The sequence below is a fragment of the Streptomyces soli genome (assembly GCF_003999195.1).
In the GTDB taxonomy this organism is placed as follows: Bacteria; Actinomycetota; Actinomycetes; order Streptomycetales; family Streptomycetaceae; genus Actinacidiphila; species Actinacidiphila soli.
Map to the genome: position 1 here is coordinate 23558 of NZ_RJVR01000254.1, position 23332 is coordinate 46889.

Annotated in this window: 24 protein-coding genes and 1 pseudogene; 12 read left to right on the forward strand and 13 right to left on the reverse strand. The window is 70.5% G+C overall.

What is annotated here, in order from left to right; translation table 11 throughout:
* Positions 1 to 344: 344 nt before the first annotated feature.
* The 11 genes from EFK10_RS25950 to EFK10_RS25995 all read right to left on the reverse strand — a co-directional run bounded on the left by EFK10_RS25950 (position 345) and on the right by EFK10_RS25995 (position 11745).
* Complete coding sequence (locus EFK10_RS25950; protein ID WP_127358079.1) at positions 345 to 1193, reverse strand: N-acyl homoserine lactonase family protein; 849 nt, start codon at positions 1191 to 1193, stop codon at positions 345 to 347.
* Between the two features lie 71 nt (positions 1194 to 1264).
* On the reverse strand, positions 1265 to 2878 hold the full coding sequence (locus tag EFK10_RS25955; RefSeq protein ID WP_127358080.1) for an ABC transporter substrate-binding protein: 1614 nt from the start codon (positions 2876 to 2878) through the stop codon (positions 1265 to 1267).
* On the reverse strand, positions 2875 to 3513 hold the full coding sequence (locus tag EFK10_RS25960; RefSeq protein WP_127358081.1) for a cysteine hydrolase family protein: 639 nt from the start codon (positions 3511 to 3513) through the stop codon (positions 2875 to 2877). Before EFK10_RS25960 ends, EFK10_RS25955 begins: the two co-directional genes overlap by 4 nt.
* A gap of 46 nt (positions 3514 to 3559) precedes the next feature.
* A complete protein-coding gene (locus tag EFK10_RS25965; protein ID WP_206305587.1) occupies positions 3560 to 4555 on the reverse strand; it encodes an ABC transporter permease in 996 nt (331 codons plus the stop codon).
* Positions 4556 to 4596: 41 nt separating this feature from the next.
* On the reverse strand, positions 4597 to 5469 hold the full coding sequence (locus EFK10_RS25970; RefSeq protein WP_127358082.1) for an ABC transporter permease: 873 nt from the start codon (positions 5467 to 5469) through the stop codon (positions 4597 to 4599).
* On the reverse strand, positions 5470 to 7551 hold the full coding sequence (locus tag EFK10_RS25975) for a dipeptide ABC transporter ATP-binding protein (RefSeq protein ID WP_206305588.1): 2082 nt from the start codon (positions 7549 to 7551) through the stop codon (positions 5470 to 5472).
* A 282-nt stretch (positions 7552 to 7833) separates the two neighbouring features.
* On the reverse strand, positions 7834 to 8685 hold the full coding sequence (locus EFK10_RS25980; protein ID WP_127358083.1) for a serine/threonine-protein kinase: 852 nt from the start codon (positions 8683 to 8685) through the stop codon (positions 7834 to 7836).
* Positions 8686 to 8790: 105 nt separating this feature from the next.
* A complete protein-coding gene (locus EFK10_RS47770; protein WP_164836148.1) occupies positions 8791 to 8937 on the reverse strand; it encodes a hypothetical protein in 147 nt (48 codons plus the stop codon).
* 235 nt (positions 8938 to 9172) lie between these two features.
* The gene (pspAB, locus tag EFK10_RS25985; RefSeq protein WP_127358084.1) at positions 9173 to 9760 is read right to left on the reverse strand and encodes a PspA-associated protein PspAB; all 588 of its coding nucleotides are present in this window, start codon (positions 9758 to 9760) and stop codon (positions 9173 to 9175) included.
* On the reverse strand, positions 9760 to 10668 hold the full coding sequence (gene htpX, locus EFK10_RS25990; RefSeq protein WP_127358085.1) for a zinc metalloprotease HtpX: 909 nt from the start codon (positions 10666 to 10668) through the stop codon (positions 9760 to 9762). Before htpX ends, pspAB begins: the two co-directional genes overlap by 1 nt.
* 123 nt (positions 10669 to 10791) lie before the next feature.
* On the reverse strand, positions 10792 to 11745 hold the full coding sequence (locus EFK10_RS25995) for a quinone oxidoreductase family protein (RefSeq protein ID WP_127358086.1): 954 nt from the start codon (positions 11743 to 11745) through the stop codon (positions 10792 to 10794).
* Positions 11746 to 11884: 139 nt separating this feature from the next.
* Between EFK10_RS25995 and EFK10_RS26000 the strand changes: the two genes are divergently transcribed.
* The 3 genes from EFK10_RS26000 to EFK10_RS26010 all read left to right on the forward strand — a co-directional run bounded on the left by EFK10_RS26000 (position 11885) and on the right by EFK10_RS26010 (position 14354).
* The gene (locus EFK10_RS26000) at positions 11885 to 12160 is read left to right on the forward strand and encodes an isoamylase early set domain-containing protein (protein ID WP_127358087.1); all 276 of its coding nucleotides are present in this window, start codon (positions 11885 to 11887) and stop codon (positions 12158 to 12160) included.
* Between the two features lie 162 nt (positions 12161 to 12322).
* Positions 12323 to 13261 carry a lysylphosphatidylglycerol synthase transmembrane domain-containing protein gene (locus EFK10_RS26005; protein ID WP_127358088.1) on the forward strand — a complete coding sequence of 313 codons (939 nt, stop codon included), beginning with the start codon at positions 12323 to 12325 and terminating at the stop codon, positions 13259 to 13261.
* 1 nt (position 13262) lies between these two features.
* Positions 13263 to 14354 (forward strand): hypothetical protein, encoded by a 1092-nt coding sequence (locus EFK10_RS26010; protein WP_127358089.1) that lies wholly within the window; start codon positions 13263 to 13265, stop codon positions 14352 to 14354.
* Here the strand turns inward: EFK10_RS26010 and EFK10_RS26015 are convergent.
* Both EFK10_RS26015 and EFK10_RS26020 read right to left on the reverse strand, forming a co-directional pair.
* On the reverse strand, positions 14338 to 14616 hold the full coding sequence (locus EFK10_RS26015) for a hypothetical protein (RefSeq protein ID WP_127358090.1): 279 nt from the start codon (positions 14614 to 14616) through the stop codon (positions 14338 to 14340). The genes EFK10_RS26010 and EFK10_RS26015 overlap by 17 nt on opposite strands.
* A 118-nt stretch (positions 14617 to 14734) precedes the next feature.
* Positions 14735 to 15877: a citrate synthase/methylcitrate synthase gene (locus EFK10_RS26020; RefSeq protein ID WP_206305589.1), complete on the reverse strand. Its 1143-nt coding sequence runs from the start codon at positions 15875 to 15877 to the stop codon at positions 14735 to 14737.
* 91 nt (positions 15878 to 15968) lie between these two features.
* Between EFK10_RS26020 and EFK10_RS26025 the strand changes: the two genes are divergently transcribed.
* From EFK10_RS26025 to EFK10_RS47775, 9 genes and pseudogenes are all read left to right on the forward strand, one after another.
* Positions 15969 to 17219: a citrate synthase gene (locus EFK10_RS26025; RefSeq protein WP_127358092.1), complete on the forward strand. Its 1251-nt coding sequence runs from the start codon at positions 15969 to 15971 to the stop codon at positions 17217 to 17219.
* A gap of 72 nt (positions 17220 to 17291) precedes the next feature.
* Positions 17292 to 17795: a MarR family winged helix-turn-helix transcriptional regulator gene (locus EFK10_RS26030; RefSeq protein WP_127358093.1), complete on the forward strand. Its 504-nt coding sequence runs from the start codon at positions 17292 to 17294 to the stop codon at positions 17793 to 17795.
* 108 nt (positions 17796 to 17903) lie between these two features.
* Entirely contained in the window at positions 17904 to 19361 is a 1458-nt protein-coding gene (locus EFK10_RS26035) for a DHA2 family efflux MFS transporter permease subunit (protein ID WP_127358122.1), read from the forward strand.
* 9 nt (positions 19362 to 19370) lie between these two features.
* A complete protein-coding gene (locus EFK10_RS26040) occupies positions 19371 to 19838 on the forward strand; it encodes a universal stress protein (RefSeq protein ID WP_127358094.1) in 468 nt (155 codons plus the stop codon).
* A gap of 115 nt (positions 19839 to 19953) precedes the next feature.
* The gene (trxA, locus tag EFK10_RS26045; protein WP_127358095.1) at positions 19954 to 20322 is read left to right on the forward strand and encodes a thioredoxin; all 369 of its coding nucleotides are present in this window, start codon (positions 19954 to 19956) and stop codon (positions 20320 to 20322) included.
* A 465-nt stretch (positions 20323 to 20787) separates the two neighbouring features.
* Positions 20788 to 20874: pseudogene (locus EFK10_RS26050) on the forward strand (IS200/IS605 family transposase); the annotation flags it as partial.
* Positions 20875 to 21072: 198 nt separating this feature from the next.
* A complete protein-coding gene (locus tag EFK10_RS26055; protein WP_127358096.1) occupies positions 21073 to 22905 on the forward strand; it encodes a transketolase in 1833 nt (610 codons plus the stop codon).
* A 5-nt stretch (positions 22906 to 22910) separates the two neighbouring features.
* A complete protein-coding gene (locus tag EFK10_RS26060) occupies positions 22911 to 23141 on the forward strand; it encodes a DUF3140 domain-containing protein (protein WP_127358097.1) in 231 nt (76 codons plus the stop codon).
* Entirely contained in the window at positions 23138 to 23275 is a 138-nt protein-coding gene (locus EFK10_RS47775) for a hypothetical protein (protein ID WP_164836149.1), read from the forward strand. Before EFK10_RS26060 ends, EFK10_RS47775 begins: the two co-directional genes overlap by 4 nt.
* Positions 23276 to 23332 lie beyond the last annotated feature (57 nt).

The window sequence follows — 23332 nt, forward strand, 5'->3', positions numbered from 1 at the left end:
TCGCACGACCAGCCACTAGCAGGCCGGCGCTGACTCGGTAGCGCTTCGTCTTGTCGTCGTTCCAGATCGCCTCGGGGATGGCGGCGATCGCCTGGCTGCGGACATGCAGAACGCCGTTGGCGACATGCAGCGCCCCGGCTACCCGCGGATAGCCGGGGCGCTGCAGAGCCTGGCCGGCCCTGGCGCCGGGCCCGGTCGGCCGGCACGCACCCTCGCCGCGTTGCCGACCACCCCATCATCGGCTGGGGCCGCGGACGCGAGCGGCTCCGCTAGGAGTGTCGGCGCCTTGCGATCACATGAACCGGCGACCCGGGCCGATCCGCCGTCGGCATACGTCCAGGCACTCAGGCATGGACATGTGACCCGTGCACATGTGAATGCGTGACCGCGAAACGGTCCGCGAGCTCGTTGGTCAGCGCCGGCCACACGACCGGGTCGTGCCCGGGAATGAGGCGGTAGCCGCGCTCGGCGGCGATCCGCTTCAACCGGCGGATCGGTTCGACGGTTTCGGCCGGATCAACGCCGATCACGCCTCCGACGGGCAGCTCGTGCTCGATGTTCTCGGTCAGATCGGCGGCGTCGAAGGCGAAAACAAAGCCGCCGCCGCCAACCGACTCGTCCAGATCGACCACAAAGCTCTGGTGCCCCGGCGTGTGCCCAGCGGTGAGCACGGCGGTCACCCCCGGAGCGATCTCGACGTCGCCCGTGGCGGTGCGCCAGTCGATCCGCGGGTCGTCGAAGTCGATCCGGAATATCCCGTGCTGCTCGGGCTCGGGGTGGTTCGAGAGCCCGTACTCGAGCTCCGCGCCCTGCACATGCACCGGTACCCGGCCGGCGAAGTGCTTCAGCCCGCCGGCGTGGTCGAGGTGCAGGTGGCTCAGGCCAACCGCGTGAATATCGTCCATGTCGATGCCCGCCCTGCCCAGCGCCTCCTCCAGCGGCTCCCCCGGGCCGGGCAGGATCGCCCCGAAGCCGGGCTTGCCGTGGAAGCGGCGGCGCAGGACGGGGTCGTTGATCAGCGCCGAGTTGAAGCCGGTGTCCAACAGGAGCCAGCCGCCGTCGCAGCGCAGCAGCACTCCGGGGACTGGTTCACGCATCCGTTGCTCGGGCGGCGCGCCATGCACGGACACCGACTTCGGCAGGTCCTCCCAGCCCAGGGTGAGCAGCACGATCTCCCGCACGCCAGTGGCCATGTTCATTCCTCCTGTCTTGGCGGCTCCGCCGTCCGCGTGCGGACGGCGGAGCCGATGGGGATGGTGAGCGGTCAGCCGACGGAGAGAGTCGCCAGGTTCAGCGTGGCCGGCGTGCTCACCACATGTGACTCGGCGACGCCCTTCAGCCAGGGCTGGGCGACCATGAAGTCGTCCTCGTTGATCAGGTTGTCCCAGCAGCCGGACTGCGCGGCGAGCTGCCCGACCTGGGAGAACACAGAGGTGCTGCCGGTCGACAGCCCCTGGTCGACCAGCTTGTTGAGCTGGGGCGTGGAGCACTGGAAGTAGTTCAGACCGCCGCCGGTGACGTAGCTGATGTGCGCCCACATGTACGGCGGCGCGGCGTCAGGCCAGCCTGTCGTCAGCAGCATGTCAGGTGCGCCTTGGAGGTTCGTGACCCAGCCGAAGATCTGCGAAGTCGGGTAGCTCTGCACCTTTACGGTGACGCCGTAGTTGGCCAGCTGCGCCGAGAGCAGGTTCGCTACCACCTGGTTGTCCGACTGGCTGGAGTCGTAGCCGACGGTCAGCGCGCGCTGGGATGCAGGCAATGACTGCACGATCTTCTGGAGCGCGGATGGGCTGTAGGGGATGTTCTGCTTGGCCAGGCTCGGCGCCATCACGTTCGCCGGGTAAGCCTGGCTCGCTTTCTGCGCCCGGCCGGCGAAGACCTGGTTGTAGATCTGGTCGACGTTGACGGCCTGGAGGAGCGCCTGCCGGTTCGCCTGGTTGGCGAGCATCCCGTTGTGCGGATTGACGTACAGGAAGTCCGAGATCATCGACGGCAGCGAATAGGACTTCAATGCCTTGCTCTTGCGGTAGGACTGCACCGCGGACTGCGGCAGATCGTGCAGGACGGCCGCCAGGTCGCCCTTGTTCAGCAGCAGCTGCTGGGTGGAGGTGTCGGCCACCACGGGGAGGTCCACGGTGGTGAAGTAGGGCTTGGCACCCCAGTACTTCGCATACGCCGTGAGCTGGTACTGGGAACCGGTCTTGGCCTCGGTGAGCTGGTAGGGGCCGGTGCCCAGATCGTGGGTGCGCAGATAGGTCTGGGTATGGTCCTTGCCGGCATGCTGGGCCAGCCCGGTCGGGCTCATCATCTTCGGCCCGTACGGCGAGGCCATGTAGTCCGGGAACTGGGCGTTGGACTGCTTGAGCGTAACGGTCACACCGTAGGAGCCCTGGGCGGTGACCGATTTGACGTTCTGGACCATATAGGCCGGCCCTGAGTTGACCGCCAGCCGGCGGTCGAAAGAGGCTTTGACGGCCGCCGAGGTGAAGGGCGTTCCGTCGTGGAAGGTCACCCCGTGGCGCAGCTGGAAGGTGAAGACGCTGTTGTTCTTCGATGCCTTCCAGCTGGTGGCGAGGTTGCTGATGATCTTCGGCTGGGCGGTTCCGGGCTGGTACTGCAGCAGCCCCTGATAGGTGTTGTTGGTGAGCAGCAGCCCCTGCCCGGCGTAATAGATGTCCGGGTCCGGCGGCTGTCCGGGGTCCTGCAGGAAAGAGAGCTTCAGCACATGGTCGGTGGGTGCCGCACCGCCCGTCGGCTGCGATGAGCTGGACTGCGATGAGCACGCGCTCGCGAGAAGCATGCCCAGACCGGCGGCGATGGCACCGGCCATTCGGATCCGGGATGTGCGCTTGGTCAATGGAGTGTTGCTGGTCGTCATATCAGTGTCTCCGCTGGGGCCGGGCTTCGCTCGGCGGCCAGCCGAGCGAAGGCATCAAGAATCTGCGCGGTTGTCCGGCGCGCGCCCGCCTGCAAGTACTCCATGGCCTCCAGCGCCGCGTCGTGCCGGGCCTGGTTGGAACCGCCGACGCAGTCCTCGACCACGCGGACGTAGTAGTCGCGCTGGTGCGCGTCGGCGAAGGTGTAATGGACGCACACATCCGTGTAGACACCGATGAGCACCAGCGTGGAGACTCCCAGACCGCGCAGCAGGATCTCGAAGTCGGTGCCGATGAAGCCGGAGTAGCGGCGCTTGACGATATGGGCCTCACCCTGCGCGGGCCGCAGAGTCGGCCACAGCTCGGTCGCCTCCTCCCCCTCCACGCAGTGCGGCCCCTCGGCACCGTCAAGCTCACGGCCGAAATCCACGCCGCTGCGCCGATGCACCTCCTGGAAGAAGACGACGGGCACCTGCGCCTCGCGGGCAGCCGCGACGAGCTGTTCGGCCCGTTCGACGCGCTCCTGCCAGCCAGGCATATGTGTGATGCCGGCGATGTCGGGCGACATCGAGATACCTTGCTGGATGTCGACGACGATCAGCGCGGGGTCGCCGACGAACAGGGGTTGCTGGGGCAAGTGATCTCCTTGCGGTCTGGGGTGTGGTGCCGGGTCGCGCGCCTCGTCAGACATCGATCCGCGGATCCGCGGCGGCCTGGAGCAGGTCCACCACCGTGTTGATCAGGACGTAACCGATTCCCAGTACAAGCGTCACGGCGGCGATGGCGGGGAAGTCCGCGACCGGGATGCTCTGGGTCATGTACTGGCCCATGCCGGGCCAGGAGAAGACCTGCTCGATGACGAGCACACCGCCGAACATCAGACCCGCCTGAAGGCCTGTCATGGACAGTGCGGGGCCGATCGCGTTGCGGATCACATGCCGGATGAGCACCTGCCGCTCCCGCTGCCCCTTCGCCCGCGCGGTCCGCGCGTAGTCGCTGCGGAGCTCGCTGACCAGACTCGACCGCAGCACCCGGCCGATCGAGACAGCGGGGCCGATCGCCAACGCCAGGGCGGGCAACAGCAGGTGGCTCAGCGCGTCGGTGACGACGTTGAACTGGCCGGCAAGGAGCCCGTCGATGGTCAGCAGGCCGGTGGGGCCGGTTGGCGGATTGTGGATGCTGGTCCGCCCTGTCGCCGGTAGCCACCCAAGGTTCACGAAGAACAGCAAGATGCCGCCGATCGCGAGCAGGAACGGCGGCATCGACGCGCCGACGAACAGGATCAGCCGGAACAGCCAGGAGCCCGGCCACCGCAGGGTCGTCGCGACAGCCAGCAGCACGGCCAGGATGAGCGCGAATATCAATCCGTACAGCGTCAGCTCGGCGGTGGCGGGGAAGGCCGTCCCCAGGTCGGAGCTGAGCGGATTGCGCGTGCGGTAGGAAGTGCCGAGATCGCCGTGGAGCAGCCCGGCCAGGTAGTGCAAGTACTGCGCGGTTATCGGCTGGTCCAGGCCGAGAACGTGCCGCTCCGCGGCGACTGCCTGGGCCGACGCGCTCTGGCCGAGCATGGCGTGGACCGGGTCGAGCGGCGAGATCTTCTGCAGCCCGAACATCACGGCGGTAAGAGCCAATATGATCACGACCATGGCGCCTAGGCGCTTGCCTGCCAGTTGGAGCACAGGGGACTCCTTGGGTAGTGGGAGTGGTGGGACGGCGTGACCTATCGGTCTTCCATGAGGTTGCGGATGGCGTCGCCCGCCAGGTTTCCGACCATGGCCAGCACCAGCACGGCCAGGCCCGGCATCGTCGGAATCCACCACTGCTGCAGCAGGTACGACAGGTTGCGCGCGGCGTCGGCGCCGAGCTCCGGGGTAGGGGCCGGCTGCCCCAGCCCGAGGAACGACAGCGCGGCCAGGGTGAGAACGAGGTTCCCCACGTCCAGGCTCGCGGTGACCACGGTCGCGGGCACCGCGCCGGGGGCCAGGTGCCGTAGCGCGACGCGGAACGTTCCCGCACCGGCGAGCCGGGCGGCCTCCACATGTGGCCTGGCGGCCAGCGCCCGGACCTCACCACGGACGATTCGGGCATAGAACGGCCACCACACGATGGAGACGGCGAGCAGCGTGTGGACGAACCCGGGGCCGAGCGCTGCCACGATGGCGATCGCCAGTACCGGAGCGGGCAGTGCCAGGAACCCGTCGGTGATGCGCATCAGTACGTTGTCCACGATGCCGCCGAAGGTCCCGGCGACCACGCCGATGATCCCGCCGATGATCACGCCGCCGACTATCACGAGCAGCGCCGCGAACCAGCTGGCTTGCAGACCGTACAGCACTCGGCTGAGCACATCGCGGCCGATGCCGTCCGTGCCGAGGAGAAATCCGCCCTGCCCTGGGGCGAGTTGCGGCTGACCCACCGGTTGCAGGGGGTCATGCGGGGCGAGCACGGGTGCAAGGAGGGCCACCAGCGTGACGACGCCCAGCAGCCCCGCGATCGACCAGTTGGCCCACCGGGCGGCATTCGCCGGCAGCAGCCGGGCGCTTCGCCGCCGGGCCGCCAGCGGAGCGGCCAGTTGAGGTTCGGCCACGGCCATTTAGATCAACTCCGGTTTCAGACAGGCCACAGCGCGATCGTGGGCCGTGCGCAGCCGCACCGGCCGCAGCCTGAGCTCCGAGTCGGCGCAGGCGTCGTCGGCCAGCGGGCAACGGGGGTGGAAGGCGCAGCCGGACGGGGGAGCCAGCGGGCTGGCCGGCTCGCCGGTCAGCACCATGGGGGCGGCTCCTGCCTCGGGAACCGCGCTGAGCAGCGCCTTGGTGTACGGGTGCGCGGGCTGGCTCACCACGCGCTCGGCCGGCCCCAGCTCAACGATATTGCCGAGGTACATCACCGCAATGCGGTCGCCGACGACGCGGGCAACGGACAGGTCGTGCGTCACAAAGACCACCGACATGCCCAACTGGCGCCGCAGCCGGCCGATGAGATTGAGCACGCCTGCGGCCAGCGACACGTCCAGTGCGCTGGTCGGCTCGTCGCACAGCAGCACCTGAGGAGGGATCACCGTCGCCCTGGCCAGGGCGACGCGCTGTCGCTGGCCGCCGGAGAGCTGGCGGGAGCGCGCCTGCGCCACCTCGGCAGGCAGCCCGACCTGCGCCAGGGCAGCCACGACGCGCTCCTGGCGCTCGGCGCGGGACAACCCCTCGCCGCGCAGCCGTTCATCGATCAGCGCGCCGACGGTCATCCACGGGGTCAGGGACGCGCCGGCATCCTGGAACACCATCTGCGGGCGGGTGCTTCCACCCAGCACGACCTCTCCGTGGTCGGCCCGCTCCAGTCCGGCCATGACCCGCAGCAGTGTCGACTTGCCCGAGCCGCTCTCCCCGACGATCGCCACCGACTCCCCGGCCGCCACGTCGAGGTCGATCTCGCGCAGCGCTTGCAGGTCCTTGCGCCGGCCGCGCCCGGCCTTGACCCGGAACGTCCTGCGGATCTGCCGCACCCACACGGCCGACGCCGCACCCGGGGCGTCGGCTGCGGCCGGTACGGCGGATTCGGGGTCGGCTGCATCGGCCTGAGGCGCGTCCTGCCCGCCGGCATCCTGCTCGCCGGCGTCCTGCTCGCCGGCGTCGGGGGCCGGGCGACGGGCCCGGACCACCTCGGCCGGGAGCACACACGCGCTCAGGTGCCCGGGGATGACCGGTACCGGATCGGGCAGGAGTTGGGTGCAATCGTCGGTGGCCAGATCGCACCGTGGCTGGAAGGGACATCCGGGTGGCGGTGCGACCGGGCTCGGCACCTCACCACGAAGCGTCGACAGCGTCCCGGTCCTGGGCGAGGTCAGCGACAGTCGGGAGCGCATCAGCCCCAGGCTGTACGGGTGTGCTGCGCTGCGCAGCACGGTGTCGGTCGGGCCGGACTCGGCCAGTCGGCCCGCGTACATCACGGCGATCCGGTCCGCCACCTGTGCGGCCACGCCCAGGTCGTGGGTGATGAGCAGGAAGCTGCACCCGATTTCGTCGACCAGGGACCGCAGCAGGGTCAGTACCTGGCTCTGCACCATGACGTCCAGAGCTGTGGTGGGCTCGTCGGCAATCACCAGCGATGGGTTGCCGGCCACAGCCATGGCGATCATGACGCGTTGCCGGAGCCCGCCGGACAGCTCGTGCGGGAAGCTGGACATCCGCCGTTCGGCGTCGGATATGCCGACGGCGCGCAACAGCCGTACGGCCTCCTCGGTCGACCCAGCGGCCTCGATGACCTGCCGGCCGACGCGCATCGTCGGATTCAGCGATGTCATCGGGTCCTGGAATACCGAACCGAGATGCTCCTTCCGTACCCGCCTGCGAAGGTCCGCGGAGCCATGCAGCATGTCCTTGCCAGCAACCGCGACCCGGCCGGAGGTGTGCTCCAGCGTGTCCTCAGGCAGCAGGCCCAGCAACGACATGCCCAGCACGCTCTTGCCTGAGCCGGACTCGCCCACCAGGCCGAGGATCTCCCCGGGCCGGATGTCCAGGCTGACCCCGCGCACGGCGTGGATCCGCCGATTGCCCCGCCGGAAGGTCACCGCGAGGTTTTCGACCTCGGCGACCGTCCCGGGCCGCGCGGGGGAAAAGGACACGTCCGGATGCGGCGGCGCCGCACCGGCCTCCTCTTCACCCGAGCTGACATGACGCATCATTCTTTGACTCCCTTGCTCCGCCACTGGCGTCCATGGCGACCGCGATGCCGGGCGCCCATTCCGCTTGCGCGGGAATGGGTGCGGCCCGCGGGTCGACGTGCTGCCGGGAGACAGCACGACCCGTGACGTCCGCCCGTCCCGTGGGCAGAATTCCGAACAGCAGCAAGGGACTTTGGGGCCATTCGTCCGGCAGTGCCCTGCTCGTCGGTCAGATGAAGATCCAACGGCCGTCGTATTACCGGCCACTATTGGACGCGTTTCGGACAAGTAAATGAGACGGTCTTACCGCGTCAATCGCATTAACTGCCTGCGGCCCGGATCGCGACGTGCCCTGCTACGGCACTCGAGCGGCTGGCCCCCAACTCCGGACCGTCTAACGTTTTGCCCAGCATTTGGCGGGCATTTGGCCGCCCGCATACCTGCCGAGGCACGGGCCCACTTCAGCATCTTGTGCCGCCGCAGGTGAGCCCGTATGCGGACGAGCATCTGCGCCCGGGAGGCGGCGCGCTGCTGCCCCTGTGGAGCACGGCGCCGGGGGTTCGCGGCAGACGGCTGGGCGGTGGTTGGCGGCAGGGTGTGCATCTGCTGCGCGCCGCCGCGCCAGGCCGCGTCGGCGAACCAGTCAGCCACCCCTTGTGCGTTGGGACGGTCCTCGGGCCGCTTGGCCAGCATCCGGAGCAGGTACTGCTCGAACGCGCCGGGCAGCTGAGGGCACCGTAGTGAAGCGGGCGGGGGCGGGGCGTCGACGTGCAGGTGCAGTACGGCGGGGGCGGTGTCCGCCTGGAAGGGGGGTTCGCCGGCCAGCAGTTGGTGGAGGACACAGCCGAGGGCGTAGACGTCGGAGCCGGGCCCGGCGGGCTTGCCGAGCGCGCGCTCGGGAGCGAGGTTGGGCTGGTGCCCACGATCTGGCCGGTGCTGGTAAGCGCCGGCCGAGGCATCGTCAACGAACCGGGCGATGCCGAAGTCGCCTACCTTCAACGTCCCGAGGGCATCCTGCATCAGGTTGTCGGGTTTGATGTCGCGGTGGACCACTCCCTGGCGGTGGGCCGCGGCCAGGCCGGCCGGGCAACCAGGCCGCGAGCGGGAAGCCCCGGTCGTCCGCCACGGGGGGAGGCGGACGACCGGGGCTGCCATGTGCCGCACTAGGATGCGGCCCCACCCCGACCGGCATTTCCCCCCACGGGAACGCCAGACCGGGACAGAAACCCGCCCACGGGTCAGGTCCGGGGCGAAGGACGGTCACTGCCTGAGCAGCGCGTCCATCCACCACAGCGCCGCCGGGCCCAGAAGTGTCACACCTGGCAGCGGCGATTTCTGAAAAGTCGCAGCGCTCGATGCCCTCGCCGCGCCCGCGAGGTTGTCGATGGCCTTGATGGTGGCCGTCACCTTGACTGTTGCAGGGGCGCAATACGGCTCCGCCCCACGCCAGGCTGCCGCCCTGCGAACTTGCTGCACTTGCGGCGGAGACACCTGGCTCGCAGCGCTCGAAGCCACGAAAAGTGAGGTAGCCGCCCCAAGCTGGTCCGGCCTGACTCCGCTCTCTGCGAGTAACTTCAAGAGCCGGTCTGATGGACCATCATTGAGGCTGATCCCCGTCAGCCACTCCCCCGCCTTCAAGGTCTCAGTCCTCTGTCCCGGGTGCACCCCAGACGGGGAACCAGCGAGACAGATCCTCCTCGACTCGAAGATCATTCCTGAGTAGGGCAGCGACCTGAAGTTCGAGGGCGTTGTCACGTTTCTGCTGGCCAGGGCGCTTACACACCGGATAGAACGTGCCGCGTTTGTAGAGGTAGACCAGCGCCAGCGAGCGGCCCTCCGCATCCCGGAAGCCGGCCAGCGAGCAGAGCAGCTGCGGCCCGAAGCCATGGCTCTCCAGCGCCGAGTTCACCGCGTGCAGGTCGGTGACCAGGGACGCCATGTCGTCCGGGGCGTGCCGTAGAAGCAGCCAGGTGTAGCCGTATGAATCCCGGGTGGACTCCACGGGCGCGCTGTCCTCGCCGGTGTCCATGTCCAGGAGCTGCCGTACGTCCTGCTGGACCTCCGCGAAGGCGCCGCCCTCGACGGCCGCGAAGCACACCGAGCCCAGGCCCGTCGGCTTGAAGCCGGCCGCCGCTTCGAGGGTGATCGCAGCCGACGGCAGCCCGAAGAGCTGGTCGAGGTCCGGCTTGACGGGTTTGCTGCGGCCGAGCAGCACATCCAGGAAACCCATCAGTGGCGGCCCAGCTCGACCGAGATCCGCCCGAGTTGCTCCAGGCGCTGCTCGAGCGAGGGGTGGGTGGACAGCAGCTTGGACAGGGACTCGCCGGAGGAGAAGGCGGGGGCGAAGTAGAAGGCGTTGAAGGGCTCGGCCTTGCGCAGGTCGCTGGTCGGGATCTTCGCCATCTGCCCGGTGATCTTGGTGAGCGCCGAGGCCAGCGAGGAGGGGCGGCCGGTCAGCAGTGCGGCGGAGCGGTCGGCGGAGAGCTCGCGGTAGCGGGACAGCATCCGGGTCAGCAGGAAGCTGATCGCGTAGACGACGGCGCTGACCAGCGGGATCAGGATGATCGCCATCTGCGTGCCCGGGTCGCGGCTGCTGCGGCCGAGGCTACTCCACAGGCCGATGCGGGTGATGAGTCCGGCCAGGACGCCGAGGAAGGAGGCGATGGTCATCACCGCGACGTCCTTGTGGGCCACATGGGACAGCTCGTGGGCGATGACGCCCTCCAGCTCGTCCGGCTCCAGGCGGCGCAGCAGGCCGGTGGTGGCGCAGACGACGGCCGCCTTCTGGTTGCGCCCGGTGGCGAAGGCGTTGGGGACGTCGCTGTCGGCGACGGCGACCTTGGGCTTGGGCATGTCGGCGAGCGCGCAGATCCGGTCCACGACGCCGTGCAGCTCGGGGGCCTCCTCCGGGGTGACCTCGCGGGCTCCCATGCTGAAGGCGGCGATGCGGTCGCTGAACCAGAACTGGGCGATGAACAGCCCGCCCGCGATGATCAGGATGAACGGCCAGGATCCGCGCAGCAGGGCGAGAAGGGCCCCTACGAAGACCACGTACAGCAGTCCGATCAGGAACATGGTGACCGTCATTCTGGTCGTCAGTCCCCGGTCAGGTGCGAAATGAGACCTGTCCTTGGCCATGGCCCCTCCCGATTTCTGCGGGCCGCGGGGTAGCGGTGGTGCGGTGGGTGCGGCTCGTCGTGCTCCGCTGTCGATATCGATTGTGCTCCTACGACAGCGCGTGCGACGAGCCGCCTGCGGGGATCAGCGTGACACGTCGAGGATCAACTTGCCGTAAGTGCGGCGGGCCCGCAGGTCCTCGTGGGCCTTGGCCGCCTCCGAGAGCGGGTAGACCCCGCCGATCTGCGGCCTGAGGCGGCCGTCGGCGGTCATGGCGAGCAGCTCGGCCATCGGCTCGCGGTACATGCCGGGGCGGCCGAGGCAGTGCATCAGCCAGAAGCCGACGACGGCCCGGGAGCGGGCCATGAGCTGGGCGGCCTGGATGGGGGTCGGCGGGACGCGGGAGGCAAGCCCGTACGTGACCAGCCGGCCGAAGGGCGCCAGGGCGGCGAGGGAGGCGTCGAAGACCGGGCCGCCCGTCATTTCCAGGACGATGTCGACCTTCTTGCCGCCGTTCGCATCGGTCAGACGCTCCTTCAGACCCTCGGCGTCGGCATCGATCGCGACATCGGCGCCCAGTTCCAGGGCCAGGTCGCGCTTCTCCTTGGAGGAGGCGGTGGCGATGATCCGGCCGGCACCGAAGGTCTTGGCGAGCTGCACGGCGAGCGAGCCGGTGCCGCCCGCGGCCGCGTGGACGACCACGGACTCGCCCTCGGCGATCCGGGCCGAGGTGCGCAGCAGGTGCCAGGCGGTCAGGCCCTGGACGACCAGGGCGAGGGCCTGGCCGTCGCTGACGCCGTCCGGGACCTCGTGGGCCAGGTACTCCTGGACAACGGCCTTCTCGGCATAGCCCCCGTTGTCGGTGAGGGCGACCACGCGGCGGCCGTCGGGGGTGCGACCGACGACCTCGCCGCCGGGCACCAGGGGAAGGGCCGCCTTGGACAGGTAGGAGTTCTCGACCATGTGGGTGTCGGCGTAGTTCACGCCCGCCGACGAGACCTCCACCAGCACCTGTCCCGGCCCGGGCACGGGGTCGGGCAGCTCCGCCTGCCGCAGCACTTCCGGCCCGCCGAACTCGGTGATCTGGATCGCGCGCACCGCGACTCCCTCCATCGTCTTGCTGGGTACGGGACCACGCTACCGTCAACACCGACCAGTCGGTATGTGACATCCACCGCGACACCGGAGGAATGTGAGAGCCCGCGCTCTCATCGCCGACCCTCGCAGGGAGTTGCCCATGCTCAGGCGCACCAAGCTCTTCGGCAGGAAAACCCGCGTCACCTTCGCCCTCCCGGCCGACCAGCCGCCCGGCGCCGTGAGCGTCGTCGGCGATTTCAACGGCTGGGAGCCTGGCCGCCACGCCCTCGTGCCGCGCCGCAACGGCACCCGTACGATCTCGGTGATCCTCCCTTCGGGTGTACACCGCTTCCGCTATCTGGCCACCGGTTCGTTGTGGTTCGACGACGACACCGCCGACGGCATAGACGGTCAGGGCAGCCTGCTCGAGCTCTGACCCCGGACACGGGGGTGAGGGTTGACCCGACCGCCGGTCGCTGACAGAGCGTCCGCGGCCCCCGGCCCGTATGGTCGTGCGTAGTGCTGGAGCCGGGGCTTGCGATGGGGAGCGACTCGCGGCGGCGCGGGCGACCGCGTGGACCGGAAGGGCGAGAAACCTATGTGGCGTCGCCTCCCTGTGCGTCAGATCTGCTGCGTGGCTCCTCTGCTGCTGGTCGTCGCGCTGGTGTTCTGGCGGTGGCCGATGGTGGATTCCGGCACCGCCCAGCTGGGCTCCGCGGACCGGGAGTGGCTGCTCCTGGCGGCCGGTGCGGCGGTGCTGACCTGGGTGTGCTCGGCGACCGCGCAGCAGGGGGCGGTGCTGGAGCAGTTGCCGCCGTGGCGGTTGCTGGCGACATCGTTCGCGGCCTCGGCGGCCAATCACATCCTTCCGGCCGGCGTGGGCGGTAACGCGGTCAGTCTGCGCTTCCTGGTCCGCTGCGGCCTGTCGCCGAGCCGCTCGGCCGCCGCGCTGACGGTGCGGGCGGTGGCGGGCGGGATCGTGCGGGTGGCACTGCTGCTGGTGCTGCTGCTCGCCTTCCCGCACGCGCTCACCGTGCACCGGGTGGGCGTGCACGGCCGGCCGGACAACTCGCTGGTCATCGGGGTGGCCGTGCTGGTGTGCGCGGTGGTGGCGGGGCTGGCCGGCGTGCGGCGGGTGCGTACGATGCTGCGTTCCTTCCTCGGCACTCTGGCGACCGATGTGCGGGCGGTCCACGGGCGGTCCGCCCGGGTGGCGGCGCTGTGGGCGGGCTCGCTGGCCTTTCCGGTGGCGCACGCGGCGGTGCTGGTCGCGGCCGTACGGGCGCTGCACGCGCCGGTGCCGGCCGCACACGTGGCGGTGGCGTATCTGGCGGGGAGCGCGGCGGCCGCGCTGCTGCCGACGCCGGGCGGGCTGGGCTCGCTCGATGTCGCGCTGGGGCTGGCTCTGGTGACGGCGGGGACGACGGCGGTCGTGGCGACCTCCGCGGTGCTGGCCTACCGTCTGGTCACCGTATGGCTGCCGCTGGTGCCCGGGGTGCTGGTGCTGGCGGCGCTGGTGCGTCGGCGGGTGCTCTGACGTGCGGGTTCTCTTCGGCGTACTCGGTGCGCTGGTGGTCGCCGGGACCTTCTCCTCGGTCCTGCGCACACTGGTGATCCCCCGGCCGACCCGGTCCAGCTTCACCCGGACCATTCAGGCGCTGGTCCGCCGGATGTTCCAGACGGTGGCCGACCGACTGGACGATCCCGAGGCGAAGGACCGGGTGCTCGGACCGGTGGCCCCGCTGTCGATCCTGGTGACGCTGGTGTGCTGGCTGCTGGCCTTTCTGATCGGCTACGCCATGCTCCAGGGCTCGGTCAGCGAACTGGGGCCTCTGCAGGCCATCCGGGAGGCTGGCTCTTCGCTGTTCACCCTTGGCTTCGCGAGCAGCCACCACGTCGAGCTCACCGTGATCGACTTCTGCGCCGCGGCCACCGGGCCGATCGTCATCGGGCTCCAGGTCGGTTATCTGCCGACCATCTACAGCGCCTACGCGCGCCGCGAGACCGAGGTGACCCTGCTCTTCGCCAGGACCGGCACCCCGCCCTGGGGGCCCGAGATCCTTGCCCGGTACGCCCAGGTCCAGCTGCTGGACGAGCTCACGGAGCTGTTCCACAACTGGGAGCGGTGGAGCGCCGAGGTCAGCGAGAGCCACACCTCGTACCCGATCCTCATCCACTTCCGCTCCCCCAGGGCCGACCGCAACTGGCTCATCGCCCTGCTCTCCGTCCTCGACGCCGGAGCGCTGCGGCTGGCCTTCAACCCCAGCAGCCCGCAGGCCGAGGTCCGCATGGGACTGCGCGCCGGGTTCATGTGCCTGCGCGACCTCGCCGACGCCCGGGGCATCCCGTACGACCGCGACCCCACCCCCGACAGTCCCATCGAGCTGACGTACGAGGAGTTCCTGGCGGGGGTGGGCCGCATGGCGGAGTACGGCTATCCGATGGAGCGCACGCCCGAGGAGGCCTGGCCCCAGTTCCGTGGCTGGCGGGTCAACTACGAATCCGTCGCGCACCGCATCGCCCGTGACATCGACGCGGTCCCGGCCCCCTGGTCCGGGCCTCGCCGGACGGGCGAGGCGGTGGTGGTGCCCACGACGCCGGTGGACCGTCGGCCTACCGGGCCGTCATGAACTCCGCGGTGCGCAGCGCCCGTTCGGTCACGCGGACGTCCCCGACGGTGCCGTGCAGGATCTGGTCGATCTTTCCGCCGTACTCGTCCCGCTGGTCCTCGGTGTCCGGCCGCCAGTCCCCACGCCCGGCGGCGGCCGCCCGCGGCGCGCCGCCCAGCCCCGCCACCGCGACGCCGGCTCCCACCAGCCCGGCGCCCATGAGCAAGGAACGGCGGCTCGCGCCGACTTGGGGCCCTTCGGGCTGGTGGTGCGGACTGCACATGGCCATCTCCGTGTTCCGTGATCGTCACAGCGAACCGGAACGGAACGCTACGGTCGGCCGCCCCAAGCGCACGGCGGAGCCCCCGGCAACACCCGGAGAAGACTGCGTGAACGCCCGGTCAGACCGCCGGCACCGGCTGCGGCGCCGGCGGCCCGACGTAACGGGCGGAGGGCCTTATGATCTTGCTGTCCTCCGCCTGCTCAAGGATGTTCGCACTCCACCCGACGACCCGAGCGCAGGCGAACGTCGGAGTGAACATCTCCCTTGGCAGGCCGCAGAGTTCCATGACCACGCCGGCGTAGAACTCCACGTTGATGTGCAATTCGCGGCCGGGCTTGAGTTCGGCGAGGATCGCTTCGACGCGCTCCTCGACCTGGACGGCGAAGTCGACGAGCGGGCCGCCGAAGCTGCGGGCGATCTCCTTGAGCATGCGGGAGCGGGGGTCCTCGGTGGTGTATACGGGGTGGCCGAAGCCCATGACGCGGTCACCGGCGAGGACGAGTTCGCGGATCCAGGGGTCGATGCGATCCGGGGTGCCGATGGCGCCGAGCGTGTCCAGGGCGCGGCTGGGGGCGCCGCCGTGCAGGGGGCCCGAGAGGGCGCCGATGGCGCCGACGAGGCAGGCGGCGAGGTCGGCGCCGGTGGAGGTGATGACGCGGGCGGTGAAGGTGGACGCGTTGAAGCCGTGGTCGATGGTGGAGATCAGGTACTGCTCGACCGCCCTGGCCCGGACGGGGTCGGGCTCCTCGCCGGTGAGCATGTAGAGGTAGTTCTCGGCGTACGGCAGGTCGTCGCGCGGCCCGACCGGCGCCAGGCCCTGGCCAATCCGGTGCAGGGCGGTGAGCAGGGTGGGCACGGCGGCGCAGGCGGCGATGGCGTCGTCGCGGCGCCGGTCGGCGTCGATGTCGTACAGCGGGCGCAGCCCGGCCGAGGCCCCGTAGAGGGAGAGCGCGGTACGCAGGCCGGTGAGCGGGCCGCTCAGCGCGCAGGAGCGGGCGATGGCGGGGAGCGCGTCGCTGACGTCGGCGGGCAGGTGGCGCAGGGCGGCGGTGCGGGCGGTGAAGGCGGCGCGCTCGGCGGCGTCCGGCAGCGTGCCGTGGACCATCAGGTGCCAGACGTCCTCGAAGGTGCGGGTCCGGGCGAGTTCGACGGCCGAGTACTGGCGGTAGTGGTAGAAGCCCTCGCTGCCGCGTACGTCGCCGATTTCGGTCTCGGTGACGACGACGCCCTTGAGGCCGCGCGGTACGTCGGTGATCGCCATGGTGGTTCCTCCCTTGATGTTGATGCGACTGTCTATGATTGAATCAATGCCTGTCAACATTGATTCAATCAATGTGTGATGAGATGGGGCCATGGCGGATCAATCAACGAGACTGACCACGCGCGAGGCGGCCGAGCGGCTCGGCGTCAAGCCCGAGACGGTGTACGCGTACGTCAGCCGCGGGCTGCTGACCAGCCGTCGCGCGGAAGGCGGGCGCGGCAGCACCTTCGACGCCACGGAGGTCGACGCGCTGGCGCGGCGCGCCGCCCGGCGTCCGGGGGACGACACACCGGGGTCGGGGGGCACGGGGGCCGGGGCGGTGGGGCCCGTCCGTACCGGCATCACCCTGATAGAGAAGGACCGGTACTTCTTCCGCGGCGTCGACGCCACCGAACTGGCCGCGCGCTACGGCTACGAGGAGATCGCGGAGTGGCTGTGGACCGGCGTGATGCGGCCCGGCGCGCGCTTCACCGCGCCGGAGCAGACGCTGGCCGCCGCCCGGCGCTCCGTCGCCGCACTCCCCGCGCACAGCGGCCCCGTGGACCGGCTGCGGGTCACGGCCATCGCGGCCGCGGCCGCCGATCCGCTGCGCTTCGACCTGTCGCCGGGGGCCGTACTCGGCAGCGCCCGCAGCCTCATTCCGGCCCTGGTCGACGCGCTGCCACCGGCCGGGCAGCCGCACCGGGGGGAGGGCCGGCTGGCGTGGCGGCTGTGGTCCCGGCTGACGGAGCGCACTCCTGACGATGCGTCACTGCGTGTGCTGGACGCCGCACTCGCCCTGCTCATCGACCACGACCTCGCCGCCTCGACCCTCGCCGTACGGGTCGCCGCGTCCGCCCGGGCCCATCCGTACGCCGTCGTCTCGGCGGGGCTCGGCGCTCTTGAGGGCCCCCTGCACGGCGCGGCGAGCGGGCTCGCCCACCGCTTCCTGGTCGAGGTGCTGGAACGGGGCGGCGCCGCCCCCGTCGTCGCGGACCACCTGCGCACCGGGCAGCCCGTGCCGGGGCTGGGCCACCGCCTGTACTCCGGCGACGATCCGCGGGCCCGGATGCTCTTCCGGCTCCTGGACGCGGTGCCGCAGGCCGCGCCCGCCCTCGCCGCCGCCCGCGACGTCGTCGAGACCGCCGCCCGGCACACCCCGCTGCACGCCAACGTCGACCTCGCCCTCGCCGTGCTGTCCGTCGCCTCCAACATGCCGGCCGAGGCCGGTGAAACGGTGTTCGCAGTAGGCCGGACCGCCGGCTGGATCGCCCACGCCCTCGAGGAGTACGCCGAGCCACCCCTGCGCATGCGCCCCGTCGGCCACTACGACGGCCCGAAGCCGCCGCAGCCCCTGCCGTGACGCGGCGCCGACACCGCAATCGTCCCGGACGCGAATAGTCCCGTAGCGGACCTATTTTGTTACGCTCGATCCATGACCACCATTGCACACACACCTCCGCAGCCCGTGTCGGCCGGCCTCGACCTCACCGGCCTGCTGCAGCACGCGGCCCACGTCCTGACCACGCAGACGACAGCGGCGCTCGGCGAGCTGGACATCTCCCCGCGCGGCTTCTGCGTGCTCGCCCACGCCCTGCCCGGCGGTCTCACCCAGGCGCAGGTGGCGGAGTTGTCCCGGCTCGACAAGACCACGATGGTCGTGACCGTCGACGAGCTGGAGAAGGCCGGCCTGGCCGAGCGCGTCCCGTCGCCCACCGACCGCAGGGCGCGCATCATCCGGGTCACCGAGGAGGGCCGCAAGACCGTCGAGGCGGGCCGGGAGATCACCGAGCACGTGCACGGCGACGTACTCGGCGCACTGCCCGAGCAGGAGCGGGAGGCCTTCGCCTCGGCGCTCGTACGGCTGGTGAACGGGCATCTCGCGGAGCCCGTGGAGTGCGAGCGTCCGGTGCGGCGGGCACGGCAGTCGCGAAAGTAAGGTCGCGAAAGTAAGTCCGAAGTAGATAGTCCCATACAAAACAATCTGGTAGTGTCCTTCCTGGTACTTCGACGACCAGGAGGCGACCCCGTGCCCCAGCACGTCCCCATGACCGTTGGCTCACGTTGGCCGACGCTCTTCGTCCTGTGCGCAGGCACGCTGATGGTGATCCTGGACGGCACCATCGTGAATGTGGCCCTGCCGTCCATCCAGAGCGATCTCGGCTTCTCGCAGTCGAACCTGACCTGGGTCGTCAACGCCTACCTGATCGCTTTCGGCGGCCTGCTCCTGCTCTCCGGGCGACTCGGTGACCTCCTGGGCCGCAAGCGCGTCTTCATCACGGGGCTCGGCGTCTTCACCGCCGCCTCACTCCTCTGCGGGGTGTCCACGAGTCCCGGCACGCTGATCGCCGCCCGCTTCCTGCAAGGCGTCGGCGGCGCGATGGCGTCGGCCGTGACCCTCGGCATGATCGTCGCGATCTTCACGGAACCCCGCGAGCGGTCCAAGGCGATCGCCGTCTACAGCTTCGTCGGCTCGGCGGGCGCGTCGATCGGGGTCATCGCCGGCGGCGTGCTCACCCAGGTCATCAGCTGGCACTGGATCTTCTTCGTGAACCTCCCCATCGGCGTCGCCGCCGCCCTCCTCGCCGGGCGCGTTCTCGACCCCGACCAGGGCGCCGGGCTGCGCCGGGGCGCCGACGCGATCGGCGCGGCCCTGGTCACTGCGGCGCTGATGCTGGGCGTCTACACCATCGTCAAGGCCGCCGACTTCGGCTGGGCCTCGGCCCGCACCCTCGGCCTCGGCGCGCTGTCGGTCGCACTGCTCGCCGGTTTCGTCCTGCGCCAGGCGCGCGCCGCGCAACCACTGCTTCCGCTGCGGATCTTCCGGTCGCGCAATGTGTCGGGAGCGAACCTTGTGCAGGCGGTGATGGTGGCGCCGATGTTCGGCTTCCAGTTCCTGGTCGCGCTGTATCTGCAGCGGGTCCTGGGGTACGACGCCGTCGGCACCGGTATCGCCTTCCTGCCGATCACCCTCGCAATCGGGGCCACCTCGCTCTTCCTCGCCGCCCGGCTCATCGCCCGCTTCGCACTGCGGACCGTGATGGCGGCCAGCCTGCTGCTGCTCGCCGGCGGCTTCGTCCTGCTCACCCGGCTTCCCGCGCAGGGCGCTTACGGTGCACACGTACTGCCCGCGTTGCTGCTGCTCGGCGCCGGGGCAGGCCTGGCGCTGCCCACGATCACCACGCTCGCCATGGCGGACGCGACGCCCGGCGACTCGGGGCTCGTGTCCGGCCTGGCCAGCACCACCCAGCAGGTCGGCGGCGCCCTCGGCCTCGCCGTCCTCAGCACGCTGGCCGCGTCCCGTACGGACCACCTGCTCGGCTCCGGCCAGGACACCGCCACCGCGCTCACCGGCGGCTACCACCTCGCCTTCGCCACCGGCGCCGGGCTCATGCTCGCCGCGGCCCTGCTCACCGCGACCGTCCTGCGGACGGGCGGCCGGTCCCCGCATGCCGCTCCGGCCGAGCCCCTCCCCGATCAACACACCGCCCGCGCCAAGCGATAGCCTCGGGGCGTGAAGGACGAGAACAAGGTGCCCGCGCCTTTCGAGCGCGGTACGGACGGCCCGAAAGTGATCGTGACGGGCGTTGACGGCTCCGAATCGTCCTGGCGGGCGGCGGCCTACGCCGCCGGGCTCGCCCGGCGCCAGAACGCCCTGCTCGCCATCGTCTACGTACAACCCGTCATCAGCGCCGGCGCCGCTTTCGGCGCCCCCGTCGCCGAGGCCACCGGTGAGATCGCCGAGCAGCTCGTCGCCGAGATCCGCCGCGCCGCCGCCCACGTGGAAGGCGTCTTCAAGCTCCGCTGGGAATTCCACACCTTCACCGGCGATCCCTTCAACGGGCTCGCCAAGGCCGCCGACGACCTCAAGGCCGACGCGGTCGTCGTCGGCGCCTCCGAGCAGGCCGGCCACCGCATCATCGGCTCCGTCGCCGTCCGCCTCGTGAAGGCGGGGCGCTGGCCGGTGACGGTGGTCCCGTAAGGGGCTGGCCCCAGCGCCCGCCCGGCCCTCGCCGGACGCCGGAATAGGGCGCGGGTCCGTTCCGTTCCTGCCAGTGGGTATTCCGACCGACGACCCGGAAGCAGGTAAGGGACGTATGAGCACCATTGAGCTCACCAAGGACAACTTCGACGAGGTCGTGTCGGGGAACGACCTCGTGCTTATCGACTTCTGGGCGTCCTGGTGCGGCCCGTGCCGGATGTTCGCCCCTGTGTACGAGGCGGCTTCGGAGCGGAACAAAGACGCGGTCTTCGCGAAGGTCGACACGGAGGCGCAGCCTGAGCTGGCGGCGGCCTTCGAGATCCAGTCGATCCCGACGCTCATGATCGTGCGCGACCGTATCGCCGTCTTCGCCCAGCCGGGCGCGCTCCCCGAGCAGGCGCTGGCGAGCGTGATCGAGCAGGCGAAGGCACTGGACATGGACGAGGTCCGCAAGTCGGTCAGCGAATCGGCGCAGCAGGCCTGATATCTGACGGCACGTCAGCTACCGTGCGGCGGCATGGAGACCCTCGCGGAGTTGATGCCGGCGCGATGGGGCGATGACCGCCCCGGCCTGAAGTACCGGAACCATGTGCTCAGCCATCACCGGGCGGCCGCGGAAGCGGCCGCCCGGTGCCGCGTTCCCGGCCGATCCGGGCGGCGCCGCGATCCAGCACTCCCCCGGCGAACCACCGGCGCGGTGGGGGCTGGCCGCGCCGGTGGTGGTCGCTGCCCGGCGCCGGACCATGCGGCGCTGCCTACCGTTTGACGGCGGCTGACCGTGCCGCCCTGCCTGCCCGCTATCGGGCCCAGGGGCGCGAGGAGCTGCTGGGGCGCTGACCGAGTTGCGCCGCCAGATACCCGAGCTTGTCGGAGCCGCGTCCTGCGGCGTCGTTGCCGCTGCGTCGTCGTCCATGCCCGGCATGCATGCCACACGGGGGGTGGGGGGGTGTCCCGCTCCTACTTCGCCGGTTCCTGCGGCGGCGCCCCGCCGACCGTCATCAAGCAGTACATCGAGAGCCAGCAGCGCCCCACGTGACCAGCCGTCCAGCTCACCGAAGCGATGCTGTCTCGCTCCGCGACACAGTGCCAAGGATCACCTTCACCCCCCGGTAAAGCCGCGGGTACCCGGCGAAGATTAGGGGATGGCAAGTTTGTCGTGATCGAGGCGTGGCGGCACAGCGGTCGTTTCGTCCCCATCGGCACGGGCAGGCGACCGTTCACCGGAGGGAGCGACATGCGACACGATCAACTACAGGAACTGGGACAGCAGCTTCGCGTGGACGCCGTACGGGCGTCGGACGCGGCGGGATCGGGGCATCCGACGTCGTCGATGTCGGCAGCTGACCTGATGGCCGTGCTGTTCGCGAATCACCTGCGCTATGACTTCGACCGGCCCGACCATCCGGGCAACGACCATCTGATCTTCTCCAAGGGGCACGCCTCGCCCCTGCTCTACGCCCTGTACAAGGCCGCCGACGCGATCACCGACGACGAGTTGCTGACCTATCGCAAGCTCGGCAGCAGGCTGGAGGGCCATCCCACGCCCCATCTGCCCTGGGTGGACGTGGCGACCGGCTCGCTGGGCCAGGGTCTGCCCATCGGGGTCGGCCTGGCGCTGGCCGGCCGCGACCTGGACCGCGCACCGTACCGGGTGTGGGTGCTGTGTGGGGACAGCGAGATGGCCGAGGGCTCGATGTGGGAGGCCTTCGAGCACGCCGGCTACGAGAAGCTGGACCATCTGACCGCCATCATCGACGTCAACCGGCTCGGCCAGCGCGGACCCACCCGCCACGAGTGGGACACCGGCGCCTACGCCCGCCGTATCGAGGCCTTCGGCTGGAACACGATCGAGGTCGACGGCCACGACGTCGTCGCCGTGGACGGTGCCTTCGCCGCTGCCCAGGCGACCTCCGACCGCCCGACCGCGATCATCGCCCGCACCATGAAGGGGCGCGGCGTCGCCGCCGTCCAGGACCGCGAGGGCGCGCACGGCAAGCCGCTGCCGGACGCCGAGGCGGCGATCGCCGAGCTCGGCGGCGTACGGGACCTGCGCGTGCACGTGACCCCGCCCACCGACCTGCGGGTGCCGCACCGGCCGCTGGGCGGCACCGTGGAGCTGCCGCGCTACGACACCGGCGACGAGGTCGCCACCCGCGACGCCTACGGCCAGGCGCTGGCCGCCCTCGGGACGGCGCGGGCCGAGGTGGTCGCGCTGGACGGCGAGGTCGGCGACTCGACACGCGCGGAGTTCTTCGCCAAGGAGCACCCCGACCGCTACTTCGAGTGCTACATCGCCGAGCAGCAGCTGATGGCCGCCGCCGTGGGCATGCAGGTGCGGGGCTGGATCCCGTACGTGTCCACCTTCGCGGCCTTCCTGACCCGGGCCTACGACTTCGCCCGCATGGCCACCATCGGCCGGGCCGACATCGCGGTCACCGGATCCCACGCCGGGGTGTCCATCGGCGAGGACGGCCCGTCACAGATGGGCCTGGAAGACATCGCCGCCTTCCGCACCCTGCACGGCAGCACCGTGCTCTACCCCTGCGACGCCAACCAGGCGGCCCGGCTCACCGCCGCCATGGCCGACCTGGACGGCATCCGCTATCTGCGGACGACCCGCGGCAAGACCCCGGTGATCTACGGGCCCAACGAGGACTTCCCGGTCGGCGGCAGCAAGCTCCCGCGCTCCGGCGACCAGGACCAGGTCACGATCATCGCGGCCGGCATCACTCTCCTCGAGGCCCTGACCGCCGCCGACCGACTCGCCGAGGAGGGCATCGCGGCCCGCGTCATCGACCTGTACTCGGTCAAGCCCGTCGACGCCGACGCCCTTCGGGCCGCCGCCGACCTCACCGGCCGCTTCGTCACCGTAGAGGACCACCGCGCCGAGGGCGGCCTCGCCGACGCCGTCCTCGAAGCCTTCGACGGCAACCGCCCGCCTCGCCTGACGCGCCTGGCCGTGCGCACGATGCCGGGCTCCGCCACCCCGGAGCAGCAGCTCCACGAGGCCGGCATCGACGCGGAGGCGATCGTGGCGGCGGCCCGCGATCTCGTACGGAAGGACTGACCCGGATGGCGGACGTCGACGCCCTCGAGCTGGACGCCCTGTGGGAGGAGTTCCAGGGCGTGGTCGACGTGACCTCCCTGGAGCTCGGCCATTGGCTCAGCACGGCCGCCGCCCCGGGAGAGGAACAGAAGACCGGGGAACAGGTGCTCGCCATCCTGCGCAAGCGCCGCTCGGAGCTCACCGACGAGGACATCGGCGTGATGTACGACGTCGTGGACAAGGGGCGGCTGATGTGACCGACGACGCCGAGGACATGGTCCGCGCGCTGCCGGCCAGGCACGGCCGGACGTACGCCGTGGAAGCGGCCGCCCTCGTGCGCACCACCCTCGACAAACACGCCGCCGAGGAGGTGACGGCGACGGTCGGCTGACCGTCCCTGCCCTCGGCGGGGGCCGTGTGGGGGACTCGGAGATGCGGGGTCGCGCAA

What these genes read in the sequence shown, in the direction of transcription:
- EFK10_RS25980 (WP_127358083.1), bottom strand. Translation starts at nt 8,685, where the DNA reads ATGGCAGCCCCGGTCGTCCGCCTCCCCCCGTGGCGGACGACCGGGGCT.
- EFK10_RS25955 (WP_127358080.1), bottom strand. Translation starts at nt 2,878, where the DNA reads ATGACGACCAGCAACACTCCATTGACCAAGCGCACATCCCGGATCCGA.
- EFK10_RS25970 (WP_127358082.1), bottom strand. Translation starts at nt 5,469, where the DNA reads ATGGCCGTGGCCGAACCTCAACTGGCCGCTCCGCTGGCGGCCCGGCGG.
- EFK10_RS26030 (WP_127358093.1), top strand. Translation starts at nt 17,292, where the DNA reads ATGACCACCATTGCACACACACCTCCGCAGCCCGTGTCGGCCGGCCTC.
- EFK10_RS25950 (WP_127358079.1), bottom strand. Translation starts at nt 1,193, where the DNA reads ATGGCCACTGGCGTGCGGGAGATCGTGCTGCTCACCCTGGGCTGGGAG.
- EFK10_RS26060 (WP_127358097.1), top strand. Translation starts at nt 22,911, where the DNA reads ATGGCGGACGTCGACGCCCTCGAGCTGGACGCCCTGTGGGAGGAGTTC.
- EFK10_RS25975 (WP_206305588.1), bottom strand. Translation starts at nt 7,551, where the DNA reads ATGATGCGTCATGTCAGCTCGGGTGAAGAGGAGGCCGGTGCGGCGCCG.
- EFK10_RS26005 (WP_127358088.1), top strand. Translation starts at nt 12,323, where the DNA reads ATGTGGCGTCGCCTCCCTGTGCGTCAGATCTGCTGCGTGGCTCCTCTG.
- EFK10_RS26025 (WP_127358092.1), top strand. Translation starts at nt 15,969, where the DNA reads ATGGCGGATCAATCAACGAGACTGACCACGCGCGAGGCGGCCGAGCGG.
- trxA (WP_127358095.1), top strand. Translation starts at nt 19,954, where the DNA reads ATGAGCACCATTGAGCTCACCAAGGACAACTTCGACGAGGTCGTGTCG.
- EFK10_RS26015 (WP_127358090.1), bottom strand. Translation starts at nt 14,616, where the DNA reads ATGTGCAGTCCGCACCACCAGCCCGAAGGGCCCCAAGTCGGCGCGAGC.
- EFK10_RS26000 (WP_127358087.1), top strand. Translation starts at nt 11,885, where the DNA reads ATGCTCAGGCGCACCAAGCTCTTCGGCAGGAAAACCCGCGTCACCTTC.
- pspAB (WP_127358084.1), bottom strand. Translation starts at nt 9,760, where the DNA reads ATGGGTTTCCTGGATGTGCTGCTCGGCCGCAGCAAACCCGTCAAGCCG.
- htpX (WP_127358085.1), bottom strand. Translation starts at nt 10,668, where the DNA reads ATGGCCAAGGACAGGTCTCATTTCGCACCTGACCGGGGACTGACGACC.
- EFK10_RS26055 (WP_127358096.1), top strand. Translation starts at nt 21,073, where the DNA reads ATGCGACACGATCAACTACAGGAACTGGGACAGCAGCTTCGCGTGGAC.
- EFK10_RS26035 (WP_127358122.1), top strand. Translation starts at nt 17,904, where the DNA reads ATGACCGTTGGCTCACGTTGGCCGACGCTCTTCGTCCTGTGCGCAGGC.
- EFK10_RS26020 (WP_206305589.1), bottom strand. Translation starts at nt 15,877, where the DNA reads ATGGCGATCACCGACGTACCGCGCGGCCTCAAGGGCGTCGTCGTCACC.